Below are 19,797 nucleotides of genomic sequence, written 5' to 3'. Positions count from 1 at the left end.
CAGCATCAACTGCCAACCTTGCCCCGGGTTGCGATATAACTAGTTCAAGTATGTCAACGGATTTTCCACCGTTCCGTTCTTGATAATCTCAAAATGCAGATGCGTTCCGGTCGAACGGCCCGTGTTGCCCATGACGCCGATGCTCTCACCTTTTTCGACGACTTGACCAACCTTAACACCGATGCTGTTCAAGTGCCCATATAGTGTTTCGTATCCATTACGGTGGTTAATAATAATCACATTGCCATAACCACTCTTTTGTCCTGCAAAAGTAATCACGCCCTCATCAGACGCTTTCACGTCCCGGTTACCGACAAGATCCACACCTTTGTGCTGGCGACCCCAGCGTTGTCCAAAGCTGCTGCTCATCGTAGCGTTCGATACTGGCCAAGCAAATTCACCTGTACCTTCACCGACCACTTTGGTTCCACTCAGAACCACTTCAGTCACCGCTGCTTTGATAACTTCCTGGCCAAGCCATTCTTCCTGAACGACTTCACCATTTTCCTTCGTTATCCGATATTGCATGCTCTTCAGACCGCTTTGACCTGGACGCACCACTTTGGTTGTGCCTGCTTTGAGCTCAGCACTTTTGCGTACTTCCACCTGCGGTTTAATCTCAATCTGTTCAACCACCTGCTCAACCGATTTAACCGTAACGGCTGGTTTTGGCACCGTCAGTGTAAGCTCGTCCCCAATTTGCAGCGACGTTTCTTTGATGCCCGGATTATGTTTGCGAATCTCGCTTTGCGTAATTTCGTATTTGGCAGCAATGGAGGAGATCGTATCTCCTTCACGCACGACATAGGTTACAGGCGCGTCTTTACCAACGGTTAAAGCTTTAACCGCCTCGGACACATCCCATATTTTGTTTGGATCAGCCTTCACCACATCTGTCGCTACATCTTCCTTGATGCCTACCGACTTCAGCGTAGTACTCGGCCCCTCGGCTTTCTTCGATGAGTTGGCCGATACCGACTTCGTCTTGAGCGAACTGCGCACAGCCGATGCCGATATGTACTTGTTCTGCACTTGTTCCAGAATCGCGTCTGCTGTTGCCTGATCCTTCACAATGCCGATCACTTCACCGTCTACCTTGAGCTCTACACCCTTAGCATAGGCGGTAAGCATGTCGCCGAGCTTGTCCAGCGTCTCATCACTGTTCACTACGGGTTTGTATGCTTTAATGGTTTCGGTCGTGATGCCGTCTGTGTTCAGCACCATTTCCGCTTCTGGATATTTATTTTGGAATTCCTCGGTTTTGTCTGCAAATAATTTCTGTAATTGCGCCTCATCCGTGATGGTGCCAATCTCATTTCCTTTAACCATCACTTTATAATATGGAACGGTGTTTGCAGCAACGTATTGTTTGCCTGCGAATCCGATCGATGCAGCGATGAATAAACCGCATGCTGCTGTAATGATCCATTTGCGCGAGGCCAGAACGCGCTTTTTGTTACTACTGAAGTTGGACATGCTCATGTTGTTTTTGTCTTCGGCCGTCCGGTGTTCCCCGGATTGTTCGTGTTCCCGGTTCTTGCCCGGTTGGCGTATGCCTCTGAAACCTTTCATGATTCTCTCCTTTTCAGCACTTCTCAGTTCGCATTTCTGTCAAGACATCACCCATTGTGTCTGTCCCATGCTTGTCGATATTTGTATTCGGGTGTCCGCAAAATCAGGACTTTAGCTGCGCTCATAAAAGTGTCAAAATTTTAACCTTTTATCACACCCGTATACTTTAACACAGGTTTTACACTCATTTCAACTGTACACGTCATAGGGCAAAGCCGCGCCACGCTTGGTTTTCCTGTATTATCCATAAGATGGAAGATCAATATTCTTCCCCGTAACACCTCTACTTCAGGTATACTATGTACTTTTGATCATTTTTTAAGACTAGGTTCTAAGACCCACTGAAATGTGTTTTCTTTTTCATAAAAATACAAATAGAAAATCCCTCGCCAGATCATCTCTGGTGAAGGATTTTGTTAAACTCTTGCTATATAGTGCCTCATATGGTTGGGTTGTATGCTTATTCCGCCTGAAGGACTTCCATCAGATTATCGTATTCTTCGCTCGTCAGATATTTGGAGATCACCTGCTCAATATCGCGCAGCTCCTGCTCAGTCAGGCCACCTTCCATGGCGCCTGAGATTTGCTGCATTTCTTTCTGAGGCAGCTTGTTCATCAGCAGGCTGAAAATCTTTTCTTTTTCCTCCAGCGGCAGCTTGTCCTTCTTGCCTGTGATGTCATCGGGAGATACTACAATCTCATCATTTCCTGAAGAAGACGTACCATTGGAATTCGTACCTGTTCCGTTGCCCGATGCTGTACTGTTGCCCGTTGTTGTCCCTGAATCGGTTCCAGCATTTGAACCAGCATCTGCGTCTGTTCCCGTGCCTGAGCTCCCCCCTGGACTCAATCCCGTAGCAGAAGAGTTCGTTCCTGAACCTGCTCCTTGGCCCTCGTTTGTTCCCGTACCCTGTCTTGAGCTGTTGCCTGTATTCGCGCCTGTTTCTCCACTTTCTGTTCCATTGACCATGACAGAGATCGCATCTTCTGGAACGTGTTCCTCCTCCGCTCCTGCTGGCTGATCTGTCGTGCCCGTTCCCGGCTTCTTCTCTTCACTGGATTTACCACCCAGTGCACCCTGGAACATGGCCGTTAATCCCATGGGCTGGCCTTCCCACTGAATATTGAAACTCGCCAGCAGCGATTTTACATATGACTGAACGATTAATCCGGTTGTCAGCAGGGTCAGTGAACTGACCAGCATCACGGTAAGCAATATTTTAATGAACCATTGAAGCAACTTCATTCCCGTTCTCTCCCTCCGTTTTCCGACCCTATATCACATTCGATGTTCAGGATCTATGAGTCTACTGTTAACCAGTATTGACGGAAATTCGGGGATTATATCAGGGAGATGTGCGAAAAACCCCAGTTATCGCTATTTGAGCGATATCTGGGGCTCTATGATGCCTGTATAGGCATATCATTTGGATGAACGTTTAACTTCGTATTGCCAGGTTAAGCTAGCTGCTTATTCGTAGATAGGAAGAACCTGATTCGTTTGCTCACGGTTACGGCCTACAGAGAAGATGGCAATTGGAATGCCTGTCAGTTCGGAAACACGTTTTACATAGTTCTGTGTGTTCACAGGCAGGTCTTCCAGCTTCTTCGCCGAAGTGATATCTTCGCTCCAGCCTGGAAGCTCTTCGTATACCGCTTCACATTCTGCCAGCATTTTCAGGCTTGCTGGATAGTGAGTGATAACCTCGCCACGGAATTTGTATCCTGTGCAGATTTTCACCGTATCCAGACCTGTCATTACATCCAGGGAGTTCAGGGACAGACCCGTAATTCCGCTGACACGACGAGCGTGGCGAACAACAACACTGTCGAACCAGCCCACACGACGCGGACGTCCAGTTACAGTACCGTACTCATGTCCGGTCTCACGAATTTGGTCACCAACGGCATCATGCAGCTCTGTCGGGAAAGGACCATCTCCTACACGTGTTGTATAGGCTTTAGCCACACCGATAACCTGCTGAATACGGGCTGGGCCAACGCCAGAACCGATACATACGCCGCCTGCGGACGGATTGGATGAAGTAACAAATGGATAAGTTCCTTGATCAAGATCCAACATCACACCTTGTGCACCTTCGAACAATACTTTTTTGTCCTCATCGATGTATTCGTTGAGCACAACGGATGTATCACGCACATAAGGACGCAGAATTTCTGCATATCCCAGGTAATCTTTCAAAATTTCTTCTACATCTACAGGCTCGCCGCCATAGACTTGCTCGATTACACGGTTTTTTTCTTTTACCAGATGACGCAGTTTCAGTTCGAACTCTTCCGCATCCAGCAGATCAACCATACGAATACCGATACGGGCTGATTTGTCCATGTAACATGGGCCAATTCCCTTACCTGTTGTACCGATTTTGTTCGGCCCTTTGCTCTCTTCTTCCAATGCATCCAATACCATGTGATATGGCAGGATGATGTGTGCGCGTTCGCTGATAGACAGGTTTTTGGTCGTAAAGTCATTGTCATGAATATAGTTAATTTCTTCGATGAGTGCCTTCGGATTGATAACCATACCGTTACCAATTACACATGCTTTATCTGTGTAGAAGATACCCGATGGAATCATCGTCAATTTATATTTTTTGTTATCGATCAGAATCGTGTGTCCTGCATTGTTACCACCTTGGTAACGAGCTACCACATCTGCGGATTCCGCCAAATAATCCGTAATCTTGCCTTTACCTTCGTCTCCCCATTGCGTTCCCACTACAACTACCGTTGACATAGTACATACCTCCGTGGGTGCCTTGCGCACCTTTGTATTGGTCTGTCCGTCCTCTATCTCGGCAGGAATTTGAAGTGAAATTACCAGCGGAGAAGCGTGCTAACGGACAGTGAAAATCCCCCTCGGTTTACATCCAAGGGAAGGTTTTCGCTGCTTTAACGCAGCAGTACTAGTGTACCAGTCCCTTTTTTCAAAGTCAAATCAAATGGCGAACAATTAGATATCCTCCAACTCTAATGTTCGGAATTGACTCCATATTTCGACGCAAAAAACCGGCGAAGCCAGTCAAAGCTTGCTTGACGGCTAACCCCGGTTATACGCTACGCATTCAAATCCAACGCTATATGTCTCATTCACAACGTACTTATGAGTTCATATGATCTAATGATAGATGCCGGGACAGACGATTTCACTTCCTGATCGAAGCAGTCTGTGCCTGTCCCCTACATGGCAAAGGCGTCATTATGTGCCCGCTCGTAGTTAACGAATTTATTAAAGTTTTTCAGGAAGACCAGTTCCACCGTGCCTACCGGACCATTACGCTGTTTGGCGATAATAATCTCGATAATGTTTTTCTTCTCGGTCTCCTGGTTGTAGTAGTCATCCCGGTACAGGAACGCTACGATGTCGGCATCTTGCTCGATCGAACCCGATTCCCGCAAGTCACTCATCATCGGACGCTTATCCTGACGCTGCTCTACACCCCGGCTCAGCTGAGACAAGGCAATAACCGGAACTTCCAATTCCCGACCAATCTGTTTCAGTGTACGCGAAATCTCGGATACCTCTTGTTGACGGTTCTCGCCGGCTTTACCACGTCCACTAATTAGTTGAAGGTAGTCAATCAGAATCATGCCAAGGCCTTTCTCTTTCTTGAGACGACGGCATTTCGCACGAATGTCAGCTACGGTGATCCCTGGCGTATCGTCAATGTAGATATTTGCTTCATTCAAGGCTGCAATGCCCATCGTCAGCTTCTGCCAATCCTCATCACCTTTGAAGTCACCCATACGCATGACACCCGCATCCAGATTGGCCTCTGCACAGATCATACGCTGTACGAGCTGTGCGGCTGACATCTCCAGACTGAATATCGCAACCGTCTCCTGCGCACGAATGGCTACATTCTGAGCGATATTCAGGGCGAAAGCGGTCTTACCTACAGATGGACGTGCCGCTACAATAATCAAGTCGCTCCGCTGGAATCCGGCGGTCATCTTGTCCAGATCGATAAACCCTGACGGAATACCCGTCGTCGTTCCCCGGTTCTGATGCAGCGTCTCCACACGGTCGAACACTTCCATAAGTACATCCTGTATGGCTATAAAACCACTACTGGAACGTCGGTTGGAAATCTCCAGAATTCGCCGCTCTGCTTCTCCAAGCATAGCCGCGACATCCTCGCCGCCCGTGTATCCTTCACTCACGATCTGCGTAGCCGTACGAATCAGGCGACGCAGCATGGATTTCTCTTCGATAATCTGAGCGTAATAATCCACGTTCGCAGCAGTCGGAACACCATGAGCCAGCTTGGCCAGATAACTGACGCCGCCGATGTCCTCAAGCTCACCTTTATCCTTCAGTAGCGAAGTCAGTGTCACGAGGTCAATCGGTTGATTTCCCTCGCCAAGCTGGATCATCGCTTCAAAAATTAATTGATGGGGTTTATCATAGAAATCCTCGGTTTGCACCCGTTCCATCGCTGTAATCAGGGCTTCGCCCTGCAACAGGATTGCACCCAGCACGGCCTGTTCGGCTTCCAGGTTCTGTGGGGGAATCCGGTCGAATAACATTTCGCCGCCCATCTTACTCCTCCGTTACCTGTACCTTCAAGGTAGCCTTCACTTCAGGGTGAACCTTGACGGTGACTTGCGTTACGCCGAGTGTGCGAATAGGCTCGTCCAGTTCAATTTTGCGTTTGTCGACTTTCAGACCTTTCGCTGCCAGAGCTTCTGCGATTTGTTTGCTTGTGATTGCACCGAACAGACGGCCGCCTTCGCCGGCTTTTGCCTTCAGTTCAGTCACTTCAGCTTCCAGCTTTTTAGCCAGCGCTTCCGCTTCTGCTTTCTCTTCCTGCTTACGTCTGTCTTCCGCTGCCTTCTGGTTGTCGAGTGTTTTCATGTTTCCGTCTGTTGCTGGACGTGCGATTCCCCGTGGCAGAAGGAAGTTCTGTGCATATCCCTCGGACACTTCCTTCACTTGTCCTTTTTTGCCTTGACCCTTCATATCTTTTATAAAAATGACTTTCATTCGAACAAACCCTCTTCCTTTTCGATTTCAGCCAGTACGTTCGTCAGCCGTTTTTCCGCCTCTCCAAGCGTTCCTTCAAGCTGCACGGCAGCATTCGTCAAATGTCCGCCACCGCCCAGTCGTTCCATGACCACCTGAACATTCATGCGCCCCAGCGATCTCGCGCTGATGCCAATCAGTCCATCCGGACGTTCACTAATGACAAATGAAGCGACCACGTCGGTCATATTGAGCAATGTGTCCGCCACTTGGGCGATCATCATCTGTGGAATCTTGTTGCCAGGGTCCGTGACCGCCAGCGCAATGTTCCCGTATACCATTTTAGCATGCTTTATGATTTCTGCCTTAGCAATATATTCTGACAGATCTTGTTTCATCAGCCGCTGGATCATAATGGTGTCTGCACCACTACGACGCAGGAAGCCTGCCGCTTCAAACGTTCTCGATCCCGTGTGAAGTGCAAAATGCTTCGTATCCACCGTAATTCCGGCTAATAACGCCGTCGCTTCCAGCGGAGTGAATTGTACCTTGTCATGAATATACTGAAGAAGCTCAGTTACCAGCTCTGCTGCAGATGATGCATAGGGTTCAAGATAGATCAGCACTGCATCGTTAATGAATTCTTCACCCCGACGGTGATGATCCACAACCACGACACGTGTAGCGGATTGAACCAGTTTCGGCTCCATTGTCATGGATGCCTTATGCGTATCGACAACAACGAGCAGCGTATGCTCCGTCATCATCTGCGTTGCCTGTTCCGGTGACACAAAGGCTTTGGACAGCTTCTCATCCTTATTCACCTGTTCCATCATGCGTTCAATGGAAGGATTTGGCCCATCCAGCACAATTCGTGCCTCCACATTGTACAGACTTGCCGCTTTCCATACCCCAATGGACGCGCCAATCGCATCCATATCGGGCATTTTGTGACCCATGATAATCACCCGGTCGCTCTCCTGCATCAGATCACGCAATGCATGCGCGATAACCCGGGCTCTTACCCGTGTACGTTTCTCCACAGCGTTGGACTTCCCACCGTAAAAGGACAGCCGTTGTCCAGATTTTACGGCAGCCTGATCACCACCACGGCCAAGTGCCATATCCAGACTGGACTGAGCCAGTTCTCCCATCTCACTGATGGTATCCGAACCAAATGCCAGTCCAACACTTAGTGTCATCGGCACCTTAAGATCAGCCGTCATCTCCCGGACTTCATCCAGAATGACAAATCGGCTCTGCTCCAGTTCCTGCAAAGACTTATAGTTCAGCATCATGAGATAACGATCAGAGGAAAGGCGGCGCAGGTATACCTCGTACCGCTTCGCCCAGGACGTGATCTCACTTGTTACGCGGGCAATCAGTGCAGTCCGCTGCTGATCATCCATACCCTGGGCTGCTTCGTCCAGGTTATCGAGAACCAGAATGCCTAGTGCCATGCGTTCATTCTCATATTTATCACGAAGAATGGCTAGCTCCGTAATCTCGTATACATATACATACCGTTCCTGCGGGTTATGGATAACTCCATAATATCGATCATCCAGTTGGAATTCGTCATGAAGTTCCTTGGAAGGCTCCTTGGTCCCATCCTTTTTCTCCTTCGGTTGAGGAAGTTTGGGAAATAAATTTTGCAGCGGATTGCCAACCATCGTCTTCTCTTGGAACATGTCCGCGACGAAGCGGTTATGCCACTCTACGGTACGATCTTCGCTGTACAGCACAATACCGAATGGGAGCATACTGACCGCTTCCCCCTCCATCCGCTTAATCCGAATGGAGAGGCCATTAATGTAGTCGTTAAGCTCACGACGGAACGCTAGCTCCGCCTTAATCATGACGATTCCCAGCGCCGAAGCCAGTATCAGACTAATCAAACCAAGCGTCCAGTTGTAAATGGTCACGAACATAACAAGCAGAAGCAGCAGTATGAACGCCCATACGGTATAGTAGCCGTGCCAGCGTTTCTTCAGAAATTTAGGCATGACTCATCACCCTATCGTTTTGGTTTCGATATTGCCTCGCGAAGCGGGAACGCCAGATCGATAATCCCGATAATCCGCAGCGGTCCAATGAAGAAAACTGCCGCCGCCAGCAAATACGGTACAACCGGATTCCATTTCTTTGCATGTGAGAGAAAGAAGAAGAATCCGATGGCTTGAATCATGAAGCCCAAATTGATTAGAGGCGACAGGTTCATGGCAATCATGGTCCAGTACGTTCCGTCACTCTGCCTGGATATCACTTCGAACAACAATGCCAGGAAGTAATACCAGATCAGGGCACGCGGCATGCGCCATTCACGCGCAGGTGGAAATTTCGGTACAACCACGCCCATAACGTTCAGAATCGGACGTGCAATGAGATGTGTGATTAGAGCCATGACCAGAGACGTGACCACCAGGGCAAAAGGAATCATAAGCTGCGTCTGTCTTGCAACATCCTGAGTCATTTCAGGTGTCCATACAAACCCATTTACCATCTGATTGGATGTATTCGTCAGCGGTTCAATCGTCAATCTGACCACATCATTAATATAACTCGACAAATCAAACTGGAAGATTACACTTCCAATCAACAGGAGCAACAGATATTCGGCCAGCATGGCTCCACTTCCGGCCATTAAGGCGTACAGGGCCGACTTCTTTTTCTTATACGCATTGCCCATAACAATGGCGGGCAGGGTGAACAAAAGCAGCAATAACAAATAAATCGGACTAAATATGACCAAAATAATCGCCACTGGGACGAGATGCCATATGAAAGATTTTACCGGTAATGAAGCATACAAAATAACTCCAGGTATCATCATGAAAAATATGGCCAAAACCGATAAAGGAGTTAACAGCGAAAGTAGCAAGAGCAGATAAACTACGCTCCAGACAGCTGATTTAAAGCTAAACTTCAACAAATTCACCTCTTACGCATGTGATCTTCTAGCGCGGAAATATCCTGGTACCAATCTTCCAACTGGTGACCTTCCTGTTTATGCTTTTTCAATTTCTCAACAAGCAGTGCATCCAGATCCTTGAAAGGAATACCGAGCCTGCGGCCCAATATGTAACTACTCATCATCAAACTGGCGAGACTGTCCCCGATTCGGGTTGTACTGCCTTCCCATAACGCTTTGAATAATCGGGATACCTGATCAAGCACTTCGGTTTTAAGCCATTCAATCACTTTTGCGCGTTTGGCTACATCCAGTTCCTTAGGCATATTGGCGAAAGTCACTCTCCCCCGAAAAAGCTTTATTCTCCATTATAGCATAAAAAGGGGGGCCGCAAAATTATCCCAAAAAGCGGAGAAGTCCTCCGAAACTTATCTCAGGTACTTTGCGGGGACCCCGTACAACGAATTCGTATTTTATCTTGTCGAAAATTCATTTAAGTTCAGCTGTTCTTAAGTTTAACATGATACCGGACGGCTGTGATTATCCACGCTGTTGCAACAATATCAAAATTTATTTTGACTTACTTCACTTTCATCGATTCCTTAGCTACAATGCCCTCGCAATACTCAATAATCTGACTCCGTCTTACGATCCCAATAAAGCGCTCCATATCATCGACGACCGGCACAAAGTTCTGAACTTTGGCCAGATTGATCAAATCCTCCATGTTGGCTTCAATGGATACCGGCTTGATGTCCAGCCGAAGTGGAACGTCTTTGAGCAGAAATTTTGAAGCGTTTTCAAATGTAATCTTTCCCTCGGAGTTCTTCATATACCACAACAGATCACCTTCGGTAACCGTGCCAATATACTTGCCTTCCTTATTCAAAATGGGCACCGCCGTGAACCGATGATATTCCATCCGTTCCAACGTTTGCCGCAGAGTAGAATCCGACGTTACGCACGTAACTTCTTGTTTGGGCAGCAAAAAAAATGCGATGTTCATACCCTTACGTATCCTCCTTGTGAATTTCATCATTCAGCTTATTACATTCAACTTACATAGTACGCATTAGATCGCAAGATGTTCCAAAAGGCAGGATTCCTTCTACAAAGTAAAAAAAACAGCAGCCCGCCAATAAACGCACTGCTGATCGATGTTAAAACATAACGTCTGTATGGAATTGGTTACTCGATCTTCTGCCGGTCAGGAATCATCACTTCACCGGCTGGGGTCGACTCATCCATCCAGTTGTTAATCAGCTCTTTGGCATATTGGACGTCTTTCTCATCTGCCTTGCCATAATAAATTCCGTCTTTCCGCATCCCTTCGCCCAAAATAGTGAAGCTTGAGATTTGCGGTTTTTCCTGAGTCAGTACCTGCTTGGCCAGATCAATAATGAAGGAAGGCTGCATATCCGTCTGGAAGCTGTCTCCCATAATCTGAATTAATTCCGGAATTTTGCTGATGGCGTTCAGATTAAGCATCTCATTGGCCATCGCATTCAGGAAAATCTGCTGCCGCTTGGTACGATTAAAATCGCTATCCTCACGGTATCTTACATAGTAAAGTGCTTCCTGACCGTCATAGATCGGCTTACCGCCTTCTATTGTGAACTGTACATGTTCAGGGTTCTTGTTCACAATGTCCTCATCAATCGGCAGCTTCACGCCCCCAAGTGCATCAACGACTTTTTTGATCCCATCAAAGTTAATCGTTGCATAATAACCAACATCCGCATCGAGAAATTTCTCCACCGTATTGATAGACATATTCTCCCCACCGAAGGCGTAGGCATGCGCGAGCTTGTCATAATCATCCTCGCCATCCTTGTTGGCATCACGCCCAACAATCTGCACATAGGTGTCACGAGGAATGGAGACCAGGAGCACGCGTGATTCTTTGGGACGAACAACGGCATAGATGACCGTGTCCGAGCGCCCACGTGTTTTCTCATAGGCACGTTTGTCTGAACCTAGAAGCAACACCGAGAACGGTTCTTTGCGATATACTGTTGGGTCAGGCGTATTGTTGCCCTCCTGCGGCACATAGGAACGGGACAATTGATCTTCAACTGAACCAGCGAGAAACAGATCGAAGGCCGCTACAGCAAGCTGCTGACGAAACAAATAGCCCCCGATTAACAAAACAACGAGCGATACGAGCGTTATATATAGACCTTTTCTTCTTTTCTTCTTCTTATCTTTAGTTCTGCTTGTCATCCATCGATTCCTTCTTCACTGTCAAAATGAAATTCGATACTACTACGATATAAGTTGAATTTAACTTGTCCTGACCCCGCAACGGTACAGTGTTAATTAAATCGAACAACTTATATACTTACCATTAAACGTGCGCAATGGCTTGTGACACGGTGTTCTCTGAAGTTTTCTCTATCTGAAAAGAAAACGCCGCTCACGCTCGTTCTATTGTAATCATTGCTGGGTGATGAAAAGTTACAATACGGTTAAATTAAAAAGAACAGCGCTCCTTTTTTACTGGCAAAAGGTGCACTGTTCTCTTGATGTGGAATGTCCATCCATTCAGTTTGTTGAGGCTATCTCTACCTGATTCTTCTTCTCTTTATGACGCTGACGTCCTGTAATCAACGCAGCGACCAGCGTGAGTACACTGAAAATAACCGCAGACCAGAACAGCCCACTATAACCCTCGCCGGTTGTCTGATGTAGAGCCTGTAGCAGCACATCTCGAATGCCCGGATCAGGGATTTGGGATAGTCCCTCCGTTAAGCTGGAGATATCGCTCCCTGAAGCCGAACCGCCGCCAGACGCATATTGTTGAAGCGCTTCGGGCGGCACCTGAATGCCCTTATCTGCGAGACCCTGCTGAATATTAGATCCCAGGTTGGAGAAGGAGCGAGCCAGAAAACCGGCAAAAATGGTTGGCGCGATCGCCATAGCCATCTGACGGAACAAGGAACTGGTCGCTACTGCGATGCCCTTGTTGTTCTCTCCCGCTTGCTCAGTAACGAGCACGTTCACTGGAGCTCCCAGCATCATACCGAAGCCAATCCCCACGAGTACACTCGCAATCACGAATTGCCAGATATGCTCTACCCACAGCGGGAAGAGCAGGAAGCCGATTGCCGACAGCAAACCTGCTACAGATAACGTCCAGATTGGCCCTTTGCGGTCAACCAGATAACCGCCACCACCCGCACCAATGCCTGAAGCCAGAGCAAGCGGTGTAAACCAGTAGCCGGAGGCTGTGTTGGATACCCCGAGGTATTGCTCAACAAAGCCTGGAATGAAGATCACAGATGCCAGAATGGCTCCTGAGAAAAAGGCAATCAGCAGCGTCCAACGAAAGGACGCAATGCCCAGAAGTTGTGTAGATACAACAGGTTCACGTTGTGATCCTTCCAGCCTTTTTTCAAGAAAGTAGAAGACGACCAGAATGACCACACCTGCCAGGAAGAAGCCATAGAACGTCGGTGATCCAAGACTTCGCAGCATATTTACGCCATCCAGGTTGCTGAAGCTGTACATCAGACTGAGCACACCCAACGTCAGGACCGCGATACCACTCCAGTCCACCGCCTTACGGTGCAGCTCCTGTTCTTCATGAATATAACGGATGCCTGCAATAAACAACAAAATGGCGATCGGTACATTGATTAAGAACAACCAATGCCAATTCCCCGTAATGTCGAGGATAAAAGCACCGATATTCGGCCCAAGAATCGCGGCAACCCCGTTCATGCCTCCCAGAAGACCCAAGGCTGTACCCTGACGCTCCGCTGGGAACTTGCTTAATACGTAAGAGCTCGCAATGATAAAAATCCCGCCACCACCCAACGCCTGGATGACACGAGCAATCAGGAAGAAGGTAAACGATGTGCTTAACGCAACGAGTAAAGACCCGATTCCGAACAAAGCTACTTCAATCAGAAACAGCTTCTTGCGTCCATAACGGTCGGAGAGCTTACCCGCAATGGGCACACTCACCGCAAGTCCGAGCGTATAGAGCGTGATTGTCCATGCTCCCCATGTCGGCGACACGCCAAACGACGCATTTAAAGTCGTCAGGGACGACGTAATAATTCCGTTATCCAGCGCAGCCATAAACACCCCGATAGCAAATAGGATAAGCGGCCATTTCATTTGTTTTTGCATCACATGTTTCCTCCCCGTCAGATTGCAATCCAGTAGCGTATGGCTGTAATGATACATATATATTAAACCTAATCGTACATTAATGACTCACTGGTCATTTTAAACAAAATGATTTCATATGTCAATTTATTAATATACTTGTATTCCTATTCACTCATTCCCTGCTCTACCAAATAAAACCGTCCCTCAGGTTGGATGAAACCCATGGGACGGTCTTCTTTGTTGAACTAACCTACTATTGCTGCATCAGGTGACGGTTCAGAAATTTCTCAATAGCACGATACAAATCCAATTGATTTTCAACATTGCCGAAGCCATGTCCCTCATTGGCTTTTAGCATATAAGGCACATCTACTCCACGCTTGCGCAGAGCCTCCACGATCTGATCAGACTCAGCCTGTTTGACACGCGGATCATTAGCACCCTGAACCACGAACAATGGGGCTTTCATCTGATCGATATGGAACAGTGGTGAGACAGCTGTCAGCAGCTCCTTGTCTTTCTCCGGATCACCCATACGTTCATAGAACATGTTGCGCTCCGATTCCCAGTAAGGTGGCAGTGAATCCAGCAGCGTGAACAGATTGGATGGTCCAACATAGCTAATTCCAGCAGCATACACTTCTGGTGTGAATGCCAGTCCTGCCAGGGCAGCATATCCACCATAAGATCCACCGTAGATGGCTACGCGCTTCGCATCAACTGTTCCCTCTTTAACCAGCCAATTTACGCCGTCTGTGAGATCGTCCTGCATCGCTTTACCCCACTCTTTGTTTCCGGCATCCAGGAATTCCTTACCGTATCCAGTAGAACCACGGAAATTCACCTGTAGTACGGCATAGCCGCGGCTTGCGAGAAATTGAATTTCCGGATTGAAGCCCCACGAATCCCGGGCCCAAGGTCCACCATGCGGAACAACTACCAATGGCAATTGGGAAGCCTCAGCTCCTTGTGGGAGGGTCAGATAACCATGAAGGGTTAAACCGTCACGTGACTTGTACGTAATGGGTTTTACATCCGACATTTTACTCTCATCAATCCAAGGTGCCGCGTCAGCTAATTTATCCAGCTTACCCGTCTTGGAATCGTAGAAGTAATACGTACCCATGGTTTTATCGCTATAGGCAACGAACAGAACCTGACCTTCTTCACTTATGTTTGAAATGCTTATTTCTTTAGCCGGAACTTTCGCCTGGATATCCTGCATCAATTTTTTGAAATCATTATCGAAGTATTCATAGTTAACCTTGTCCGTCTCATAGACAGCTGCAAGGATTGTGCCTTTTTCTTTAGAAGGAACGAAACTGGATACGTCCACATCTTTGTTTTCATAGATGGTTTTTGTTACTTTTTTGCTGCTTGGGCTGTATTCGACAATCGCTGTTTTATCCCGCTCCAGATTGGATACAGCATAGATGTTTTTGTTATCATACGTGAACATCACCGGCGCAAATGTTTCTCCAAGCTTGGTGGTCATCAAATTTTCAAATGGTTTATTTTCCGATTCACGATACATCAACGAAGAGACATTACCATCACTCGATATGGCCACACGGATTTTACCGTCATGGTCTGTTAACCAGCCCGTAATATTGCCCGGATTCTCTGCAGCAAGCACAGCCTCACCTGTCTTGATGTTTATCCGGTACACATCAAAGATCCGCGGATCACGTTTGTTCATGCCCACTAGAATTTCATCCGGAATGTTCTCCAGCGAGTCTACCAGGATCGCTCTTGTATTCGGAAATGGTGTCAGATCTTTGCTGTTCTTCCCATCGATATCCGTTACATAAATATGATAGTTCTCGTCCCCTGCTTCATCCTTTACGTACAACAGCTTATCCTTTGTCGCCCATACAAATTCCGCTATACTGCGCTCTGTCTCACTCGTGATACGTACTGCCTTGTCCTGACCATTCTCTTTCACCACGATATTCATTCGGTTGTTCCAAGGCTCCATGTAAGCCAGATGTTTACCATCCGGAGACATCTGGAATCCTGCTTGAGCCGGCTGTTTGAAGAAGTCTTCCAGAGGTGTGAGACCTTCTGACTGCACATCAAGTCCAAGAGCAAGATACAGTGCGTCAGCAAACTCACCGTGGGTCACCGAATTTTTGGCGTTAAAAGCGCTGCCTTCGATAATAAAATGCTGCTTCAAACGAATGGCATCCTCCGTATGAACCTTCGGAATCTGCGCCATATCACTGTAGACAACCTGAATGCCATTATCCTTCAGTTCAAACGCCCGAGTAAACAACGATGCCATCTGTGCTTTTGTGAGAGGTGCATCTGGTGCATATCCTTTGGCTTGTCCTTGAATAAGACCACTTTGCTTCAGCGCGTAAATGGCAGGAGCAGCTCCATCCTTAGCCAACACATCTGCGAAACCAGTAAGAGACGCTGGAGCATCCAGTTTAAGTACACGCTGCAGGATGATTGCCGCCTGAGCACGGGTAATTGGCGTTTGTGAGTCTTTCATTCCATCTGTTATGCCATCTATGTATCCCAGTTGCTGTAGTGTCTGTGTTGCCTTCGAAGCAATGGATTCAGCGACTGTCGCCGTAGGCTTCACCGCTTCTGCTGCCTGGACCGCTGGTTGAATCAGAGCGATTGACATCGCCATGGTAAGCGTGAGAGTATATACTTTTTTACTCACTGCGTTCAAGTTATTTCCCCCTTTAAAGTGAAATACATCATAATTTGGAATTATACGTAAATCATTTTACCATGATACACCATTGGTTAACAGCGGTAGAGCCCCTAAGTTCCATTACCCCTTACTTTGAACCGGTAAATCCATAATTGAATAGCTTTCGTGTCTCGATAAAACGTCCCTCACGACTGTCCGATCCCAGTACAACGGAGATCAGTCGCTTGCCATTTCGCTCCGCCGTTCCAACGAAGTGATAGCCGGAATCCACATCATATCCGGTCTTCAATCCATCGTTCCCATCGTAAGCATAGGGTCCGCCAATAGAGGACAGCATCCAGTTGGTGTTGCTCATGTACATTCCCTTTTGGTGCATCGAAACTTGCATTTGGCTGGAAACTCTCAATATTTCGGGATAGTTACTCAGCAGATAACGTGCAAGCTTGCATGCATCTACAGCGGTCATTACAGTCTGGCCTTGTATTTCCTTCGGACGATTCGGACCAAGTAGTTTTTCGCTTATACCTGTTGCATTGGTAAACACTGTCTTGTCGGACAGTCCGATCTCTGTAGCCTTCTGATTCATCTTTTTTGCAAAAGTCTGCTCTGTCCCACTGATATGTTCAGCCAGAGCAATAGCAGCGTCATTCGCGGAATAGACGGCTACAATCTGGAATAGCTCCTGCACAGTGAACTGCTCCCCTTGTTTCAAACCCAGGTGGCTGCCACCTACTGAACTTGCATATAGGCTGATATTTACAGGGTCGTCCCAACGCAACTCTCCGTTAATCACAGCTTCCATTACAAGTAGTTCTGTCATCAGTTTACTGATTCCTGCAGGTGCAATCTGTTCAGAACCGTTAAAGTTGATTAGAATCTGCTCGGAGTTCATATCCATTAGTACAGCCGATTCAGCTTTAATCCCCGGTTTGCCCACCAGCATGTCCGGTTTTACACCCAAATATATAATAACGAGTAGAGCCAGAAGCATTCCTGCCCGTATCCACCATCTTTTCATCGGAAAATCACCTCTTACAGATATAGACGAAGTGAAGAGGCATTTTGTCTGCACTTTTTTGAAAAAAAGTTAAATTTTTTTTTTTTTTTGTTACCAAAAAAAACATGGACCCCCTACCCCCATGCCAGAGTGTACGGAATCCATGTTTTTAAGGAATTATTCTAAGGGTATAACTTTAAATATCGCAGTATTCTATCTCCTATTTTCCAATCAAAAGCTCAATTTAGACAACAAGTGAGTTACCCTAACATTAGTTTGCCTGTGTATCAGTAATTAAGATATAAATGCTCTGTCAGTTACATTCTGAGCATTCGGAAGCGAACGTGTTTTATAGTCCAACATCCAATAGATTCCGACCATTATAACTACAAAACCACTCCATCCAATAACCTCCCTTCCATCCACCATCTGACCCACAATTCCTCCTATTAAGGAACCAATAGGCATAGCAATTCCACTCAGGCTATAAGCAGCTGAAAAAACTCTTCCTAGCAGATTCGTAGGTATACCCTTTTGCAGATAAGTATTAATCAAAATGTTGGTTACACCACCAGGAAACCAAGCTAATCCGTATACGAATATCATCAACCACGGATAGGGACAAAAAACAGAGAGCGTCCACAGCAAGCCACTAAGCATGAAAGCTACGGCATAAATTTTTCCCATTCCTATTGATTCTAACCTAAGATAAGGTGCCGACAAAGCTCCTAATAAACTTCCCAACGCTTGGGCCATTAGCAATAAGCCATATATCTCTGCACCTCCATATCCCTTACTGAATTGCGGCAAAACGACAAATGTTGCACCGCCCACCAAATTAATCAGGATTATTCCAAAAAGAAGGCGTGAAACTGTTTTGTTAAATAAGATTTGAATACCTTCTGTGAGTTCAGAACCATATTTCTTGACAATCTGTATTAGATTGTTAGGTTCCTCTCCCCTTGACTCAAGGTGCTTGACCCTGGAGACTTTAATCATAGCAAAGAGGAGCGTACTCATCATGAACATAACCGAATCAAGAAGATAGATGGAAATTGCCCCAATGGATACCAACAGTATTCCTGCGAGAGCGTTGCAGCCCGTTTCAATGCCTTGATTGGCAAAGGTGAACATGGAATTAGCCTTGGAGAGATTTCGATCCTCAACAAATTGTGGTAGGGAGGACATCTGGGCCGGATAGACAAACATGTTGAACGTGGAGATAATGGGAGAGACGATAAGAACAAGACCCACAGTTAGGAAACCCATGTAGTGAGCAATGGGAATTAATAAAAGCAATACCGCCTGTATTAACTGTGTATAGATTAGAAGAGAACGGATATTAACCCGATCTATTATAGGACCTGAAAAAAATTGAATAAACCTAGGAATTATCGTAAGAAACCCAGCTAATCCTGTATAAAAAGTAGATCCTCCCAATTCAGAGACCAACCACATCGCTGCTACGGCATAAAGGGAATCTCCGATATTCGTGACCACTCTCCCAAGAAACATGAGTAAAAAATTACGGTTACGCAGCATACTCATTGTTACACCTCCGTATTGTCACCTGTTTCTTTTTTCTCCTTTGTTGACTTAATCTGGATTCCTACGCTATACTCCTGACTTATTGTTAAATCATTATCCGTCGTATGCATTGACGTTTTATCCACCCACCTCTCAAGCAGCTGTTTAAATTCTTCATGTAATTCATCCTTTTGATCGTTGGTAAGATCCAAACGAAGGATCAATTTGGTTACATTACTCGAGTCAAACTCATCAGCCAACACGGGATCGACAGCTCCAGATCCTATCGTATTGAACCATTTAGAGCGGGACAGGTAATATTTTTCAGTAACTCCGCCAACTTTTTTTTCCTCTACCATCTTAATCAGTCCACCATCATACAATTTCATCATATGGTAATGGACATTCCCCCCTGATTCTCCGAGCATATCCGCTACTTGTTTTGCCGTCCTTGGAGTATGTAGCAACTGTTTAATAATTCGTACTCGAAGCGAATGCCCCAACAGCTTCGCTTGCTCAATAGAAATGTTAAAAGATTCATCGCCGCTCATTCATGTTACCTCCTCTTCAAAAGTAATCACACTAACGATCTGATTTTATAGATTGACGATCTGCATAATTAGATTATCATGCTGATCCGATTCTGTATACCCTTATTTTTCCTAAAAATTGCTTAAATTTTTATCTTTTCTTTTGTTCAATACCTGCTCGACCCCGTTGTTATATGATAGAATTTTTTTCATATGTCGACCCTTCCTAAAAATAACGTTCTGTAAATTATGATGTTTTCTATCTCCGTACGTGGGGATGTATACAATACATTTAAGTCATGTGAAACTAAAATTATGATTTTATCTAAATAACTTTTATATAAAGTTCCCCTTTTATTGTGTTAAAAACAAAAAAAGCACAACTGACGGCAATATTGCCAATCACTTGTGCTTTTTTAAGATGGCTTTCCAACTCGTTCAGAACCCCAATTCCTTAAGCTGGACATGCCCATATTTAACTCTTTA

At 46.3% G+C, this 19,797-nt stretch carries 15 protein-coding genes; all 15 read right to left on the bottom strand.

Annotated features, from left to right (window positions below; translation table 11 throughout):
• Nucleotides 1-39: 39 nt before the first annotated feature.
• The 15 genes from HW560_RS05605 to HW560_RS05535 all read right to left on the bottom strand — a co-directional run bounded on the left by HW560_RS05605 (nt 40) and on the right by HW560_RS05535 (nt 19,332).
• Nucleotides 40-1,572, bottom strand: coding sequence for a peptidoglycan DD-metalloendopeptidase family protein (locus tag HW560_RS05605; protein ID WP_090902701.1), 1,533 nt, complete (start codon nt 1,570-1,572; stop codon nt 40-42).
• A gap of 460 nt (nt 1,573-2,032) precedes the next feature.
• Nucleotides 2,033-2,818 (bottom strand): dermokine domain-containing protein, encoded by a 786-nt coding sequence (locus HW560_RS05600; protein WP_090902699.1) that lies wholly within the window; start codon nt 2,816-2,818, stop codon nt 2,033-2,035.
• Between the two features lie 225 nt (nt 2,819-3,043).
• Nucleotides 3,044-4,330, bottom strand: coding sequence for an adenylosuccinate synthase (locus tag HW560_RS05595; RefSeq protein WP_090902697.1), 1,287 nt, complete (start codon nt 4,328-4,330; stop codon nt 3,044-3,046).
• Between the two features lie 443 nt (nt 4,331-4,773).
• The gene (gene dnaB / locus HW560_RS05590; protein WP_062327745.1) at nt 4,774-6,135 is read right to left on the bottom strand and encodes a replicative DNA helicase; all 1,362 of its coding nucleotides are present in this window, start codon (nt 6,133-6,135) and stop codon (nt 4,774-4,776) included.
• 1 nt (nt 6,136) lies between these two features.
• On the bottom strand, nt 6,137-6,580 hold the full coding sequence (gene rplI, locus HW560_RS05585) for a 50S ribosomal protein L9 (protein WP_090902695.1): 444 nt from the start codon (nt 6,578-6,580) through the stop codon (nt 6,137-6,139).
• Nucleotides 6,577-8,565: a DHH family phosphoesterase gene (locus HW560_RS05580; RefSeq protein WP_090902693.1), complete on the bottom strand. Its 1,989-nt coding sequence runs from the start codon at nt 8,563-8,565 to the stop codon at nt 6,577-6,579. Before HW560_RS05580 ends, rplI begins: the two co-directional genes overlap by 4 nt.
• Nucleotides 8,566-8,576: 11 nt before the next feature.
• Nucleotides 8,577-9,497 (bottom strand): DUF2232 domain-containing protein, encoded by a 921-nt coding sequence (locus tag HW560_RS05575; RefSeq protein ID WP_244192795.1) that lies wholly within the window; start codon nt 9,495-9,497, stop codon nt 8,577-8,579.
• Nucleotides 9,494-9,796, bottom strand: a complete 303-nt coding sequence (locus HW560_RS05570; protein WP_024629547.1) for a MazG-like family protein — start codon at nt 9,794-9,796, stop codon at nt 9,494-9,496. Before HW560_RS05570 ends, HW560_RS05575 begins: the two co-directional genes overlap by 4 nt.
• A gap of 254 nt (nt 9,797-10,050) precedes the next feature.
• Complete coding sequence (locus HW560_RS05565; protein ID WP_090902691.1) at nt 10,051-10,476, bottom strand: CBS domain-containing protein; 426 nt, start codon at nt 10,474-10,476, stop codon at nt 10,051-10,053.
• Between the two features lie 182 nt (nt 10,477-10,658).
• Nucleotides 10,659-11,693 (bottom strand): LCP family protein, encoded by a 1,035-nt coding sequence (locus tag HW560_RS05560; RefSeq protein WP_053781967.1) that lies wholly within the window; start codon nt 11,691-11,693, stop codon nt 10,659-10,661.
• A 321-nt stretch (nt 11,694-12,014) separates the two neighbouring features.
• Nucleotides 12,015-13,607 (bottom strand): MFS transporter, encoded by a 1,593-nt coding sequence (locus HW560_RS05555; RefSeq protein WP_090902689.1) that lies wholly within the window; start codon nt 13,605-13,607, stop codon nt 12,015-12,017.
• A 235-nt stretch (nt 13,608-13,842) separates the two neighbouring features.
• A complete protein-coding gene (locus HW560_RS05550; RefSeq protein WP_257031975.1) occupies nt 13,843-16,263 on the bottom strand; it encodes a S9 family peptidase in 2,421 nt (806 codons plus the stop codon).
• A gap of 121 nt (nt 16,264-16,384) precedes the next feature.
• The gene (locus HW560_RS05545; RefSeq protein ID WP_090902685.1) at nt 16,385-17,275 is read right to left on the bottom strand and encodes a D-alanyl-D-alanine carboxypeptidase family protein; all 891 of its coding nucleotides are present in this window, start codon (nt 17,273-17,275) and stop codon (nt 16,385-16,387) included.
• A 273-nt stretch (nt 17,276-17,548) separates the two neighbouring features.
• On the bottom strand, nt 17,549-18,802 hold the full coding sequence (locus HW560_RS05540) for an MFS transporter (protein WP_090902684.1): 1,254 nt from the start codon (nt 18,800-18,802) through the stop codon (nt 17,549-17,551).
• Between the two features lie 2 nt (nt 18,803-18,804).
• The gene (locus HW560_RS05535; RefSeq protein ID WP_179262279.1) at nt 18,805-19,332 is read right to left on the bottom strand and encodes an ArsR/SmtB family transcription factor; all 528 of its coding nucleotides are present in this window, start codon (nt 19,330-19,332) and stop codon (nt 18,805-18,807) included.
• Nucleotides 19,333-19,797 lie beyond the last annotated feature (465 nt).

The organism is Paenibacillus sp. E222 (assembly GCF_013401555.1).
Lineage (GTDB): Bacteria > Bacillota > Bacilli > Paenibacillales > Paenibacillaceae > Paenibacillus.
This window is presented reverse-complemented; position numbering and strand designations above follow the sequence as displayed.

Coding starts and splice junctions, on each gene's coding strand:
- HW560_RS05540 (WP_090902684.1), bottom strand. CDS start 18,802: ATGAGTATGCTGCGTAACCGTAATTTTTTACTCATGTTTCTTGGGAGA.
- HW560_RS05595 (WP_090902697.1), bottom strand. CDS start 4,330: ATGTCAACGGTAGTTGTAGTGGGAACGCAATGGGGAGACGAAGGTAAA.
- HW560_RS05535 (WP_179262279.1), bottom strand. CDS start 19,332: ATGAGCGGCGATGAATCTTTTAACATTTCTATTGAGCAAGCGAAGCTG.
- HW560_RS05555 (WP_090902689.1), bottom strand. CDS start 13,607: ATGCAAAAACAAATGAAATGGCCGCTTATCCTATTTGCTATCGGGGTG.
- HW560_RS05605 (WP_090902701.1), bottom strand. CDS start 1,572: ATGAAAGGTTTCAGAGGCATACGCCAACCGGGCAAGAACCGGGAACAC.
- HW560_RS05580 (WP_090902693.1), bottom strand. CDS start 8,565: ATGCCTAAATTTCTGAAGAAACGCTGGCACGGCTACTATACCGTATGG.
- HW560_RS05560 (WP_053781967.1), bottom strand. CDS start 11,693: ATGACAAGCAGAACTAAAGATAAGAAGAAGAAAAGAAGAAAAGGTCTA.
- HW560_RS05545 (WP_090902685.1), bottom strand. CDS start 17,275: ATGAAAAGATGGTGGATACGGGCAGGAATGCTTCTGGCTCTACTCGTT.
- dnaB (WP_062327745.1), bottom strand. CDS start 6,135: ATGGGCGGCGAAATGTTATTCGACCGGATTCCCCCACAGAACCTGGAA.
- HW560_RS05565 (WP_090902691.1), bottom strand. CDS start 10,476: ATGAACATCGCATTTTTTTTGCTGCCCAAACAAGAAGTTACGTGCGTA.
- HW560_RS05600 (WP_090902699.1), bottom strand. CDS start 2,818: ATGAAGTTGCTTCAATGGTTCATTAAAATATTGCTTACCGTGATGCTG.
- HW560_RS05570 (WP_024629547.1), bottom strand. CDS start 9,796: ATGCCTAAGGAACTGGATGTAGCCAAACGCGCAAAAGTGATTGAATGG.
- rplI (WP_090902695.1), bottom strand. CDS start 6,580: ATGAAAGTCATTTTTATAAAAGATATGAAGGGTCAAGGCAAAAAAGGA.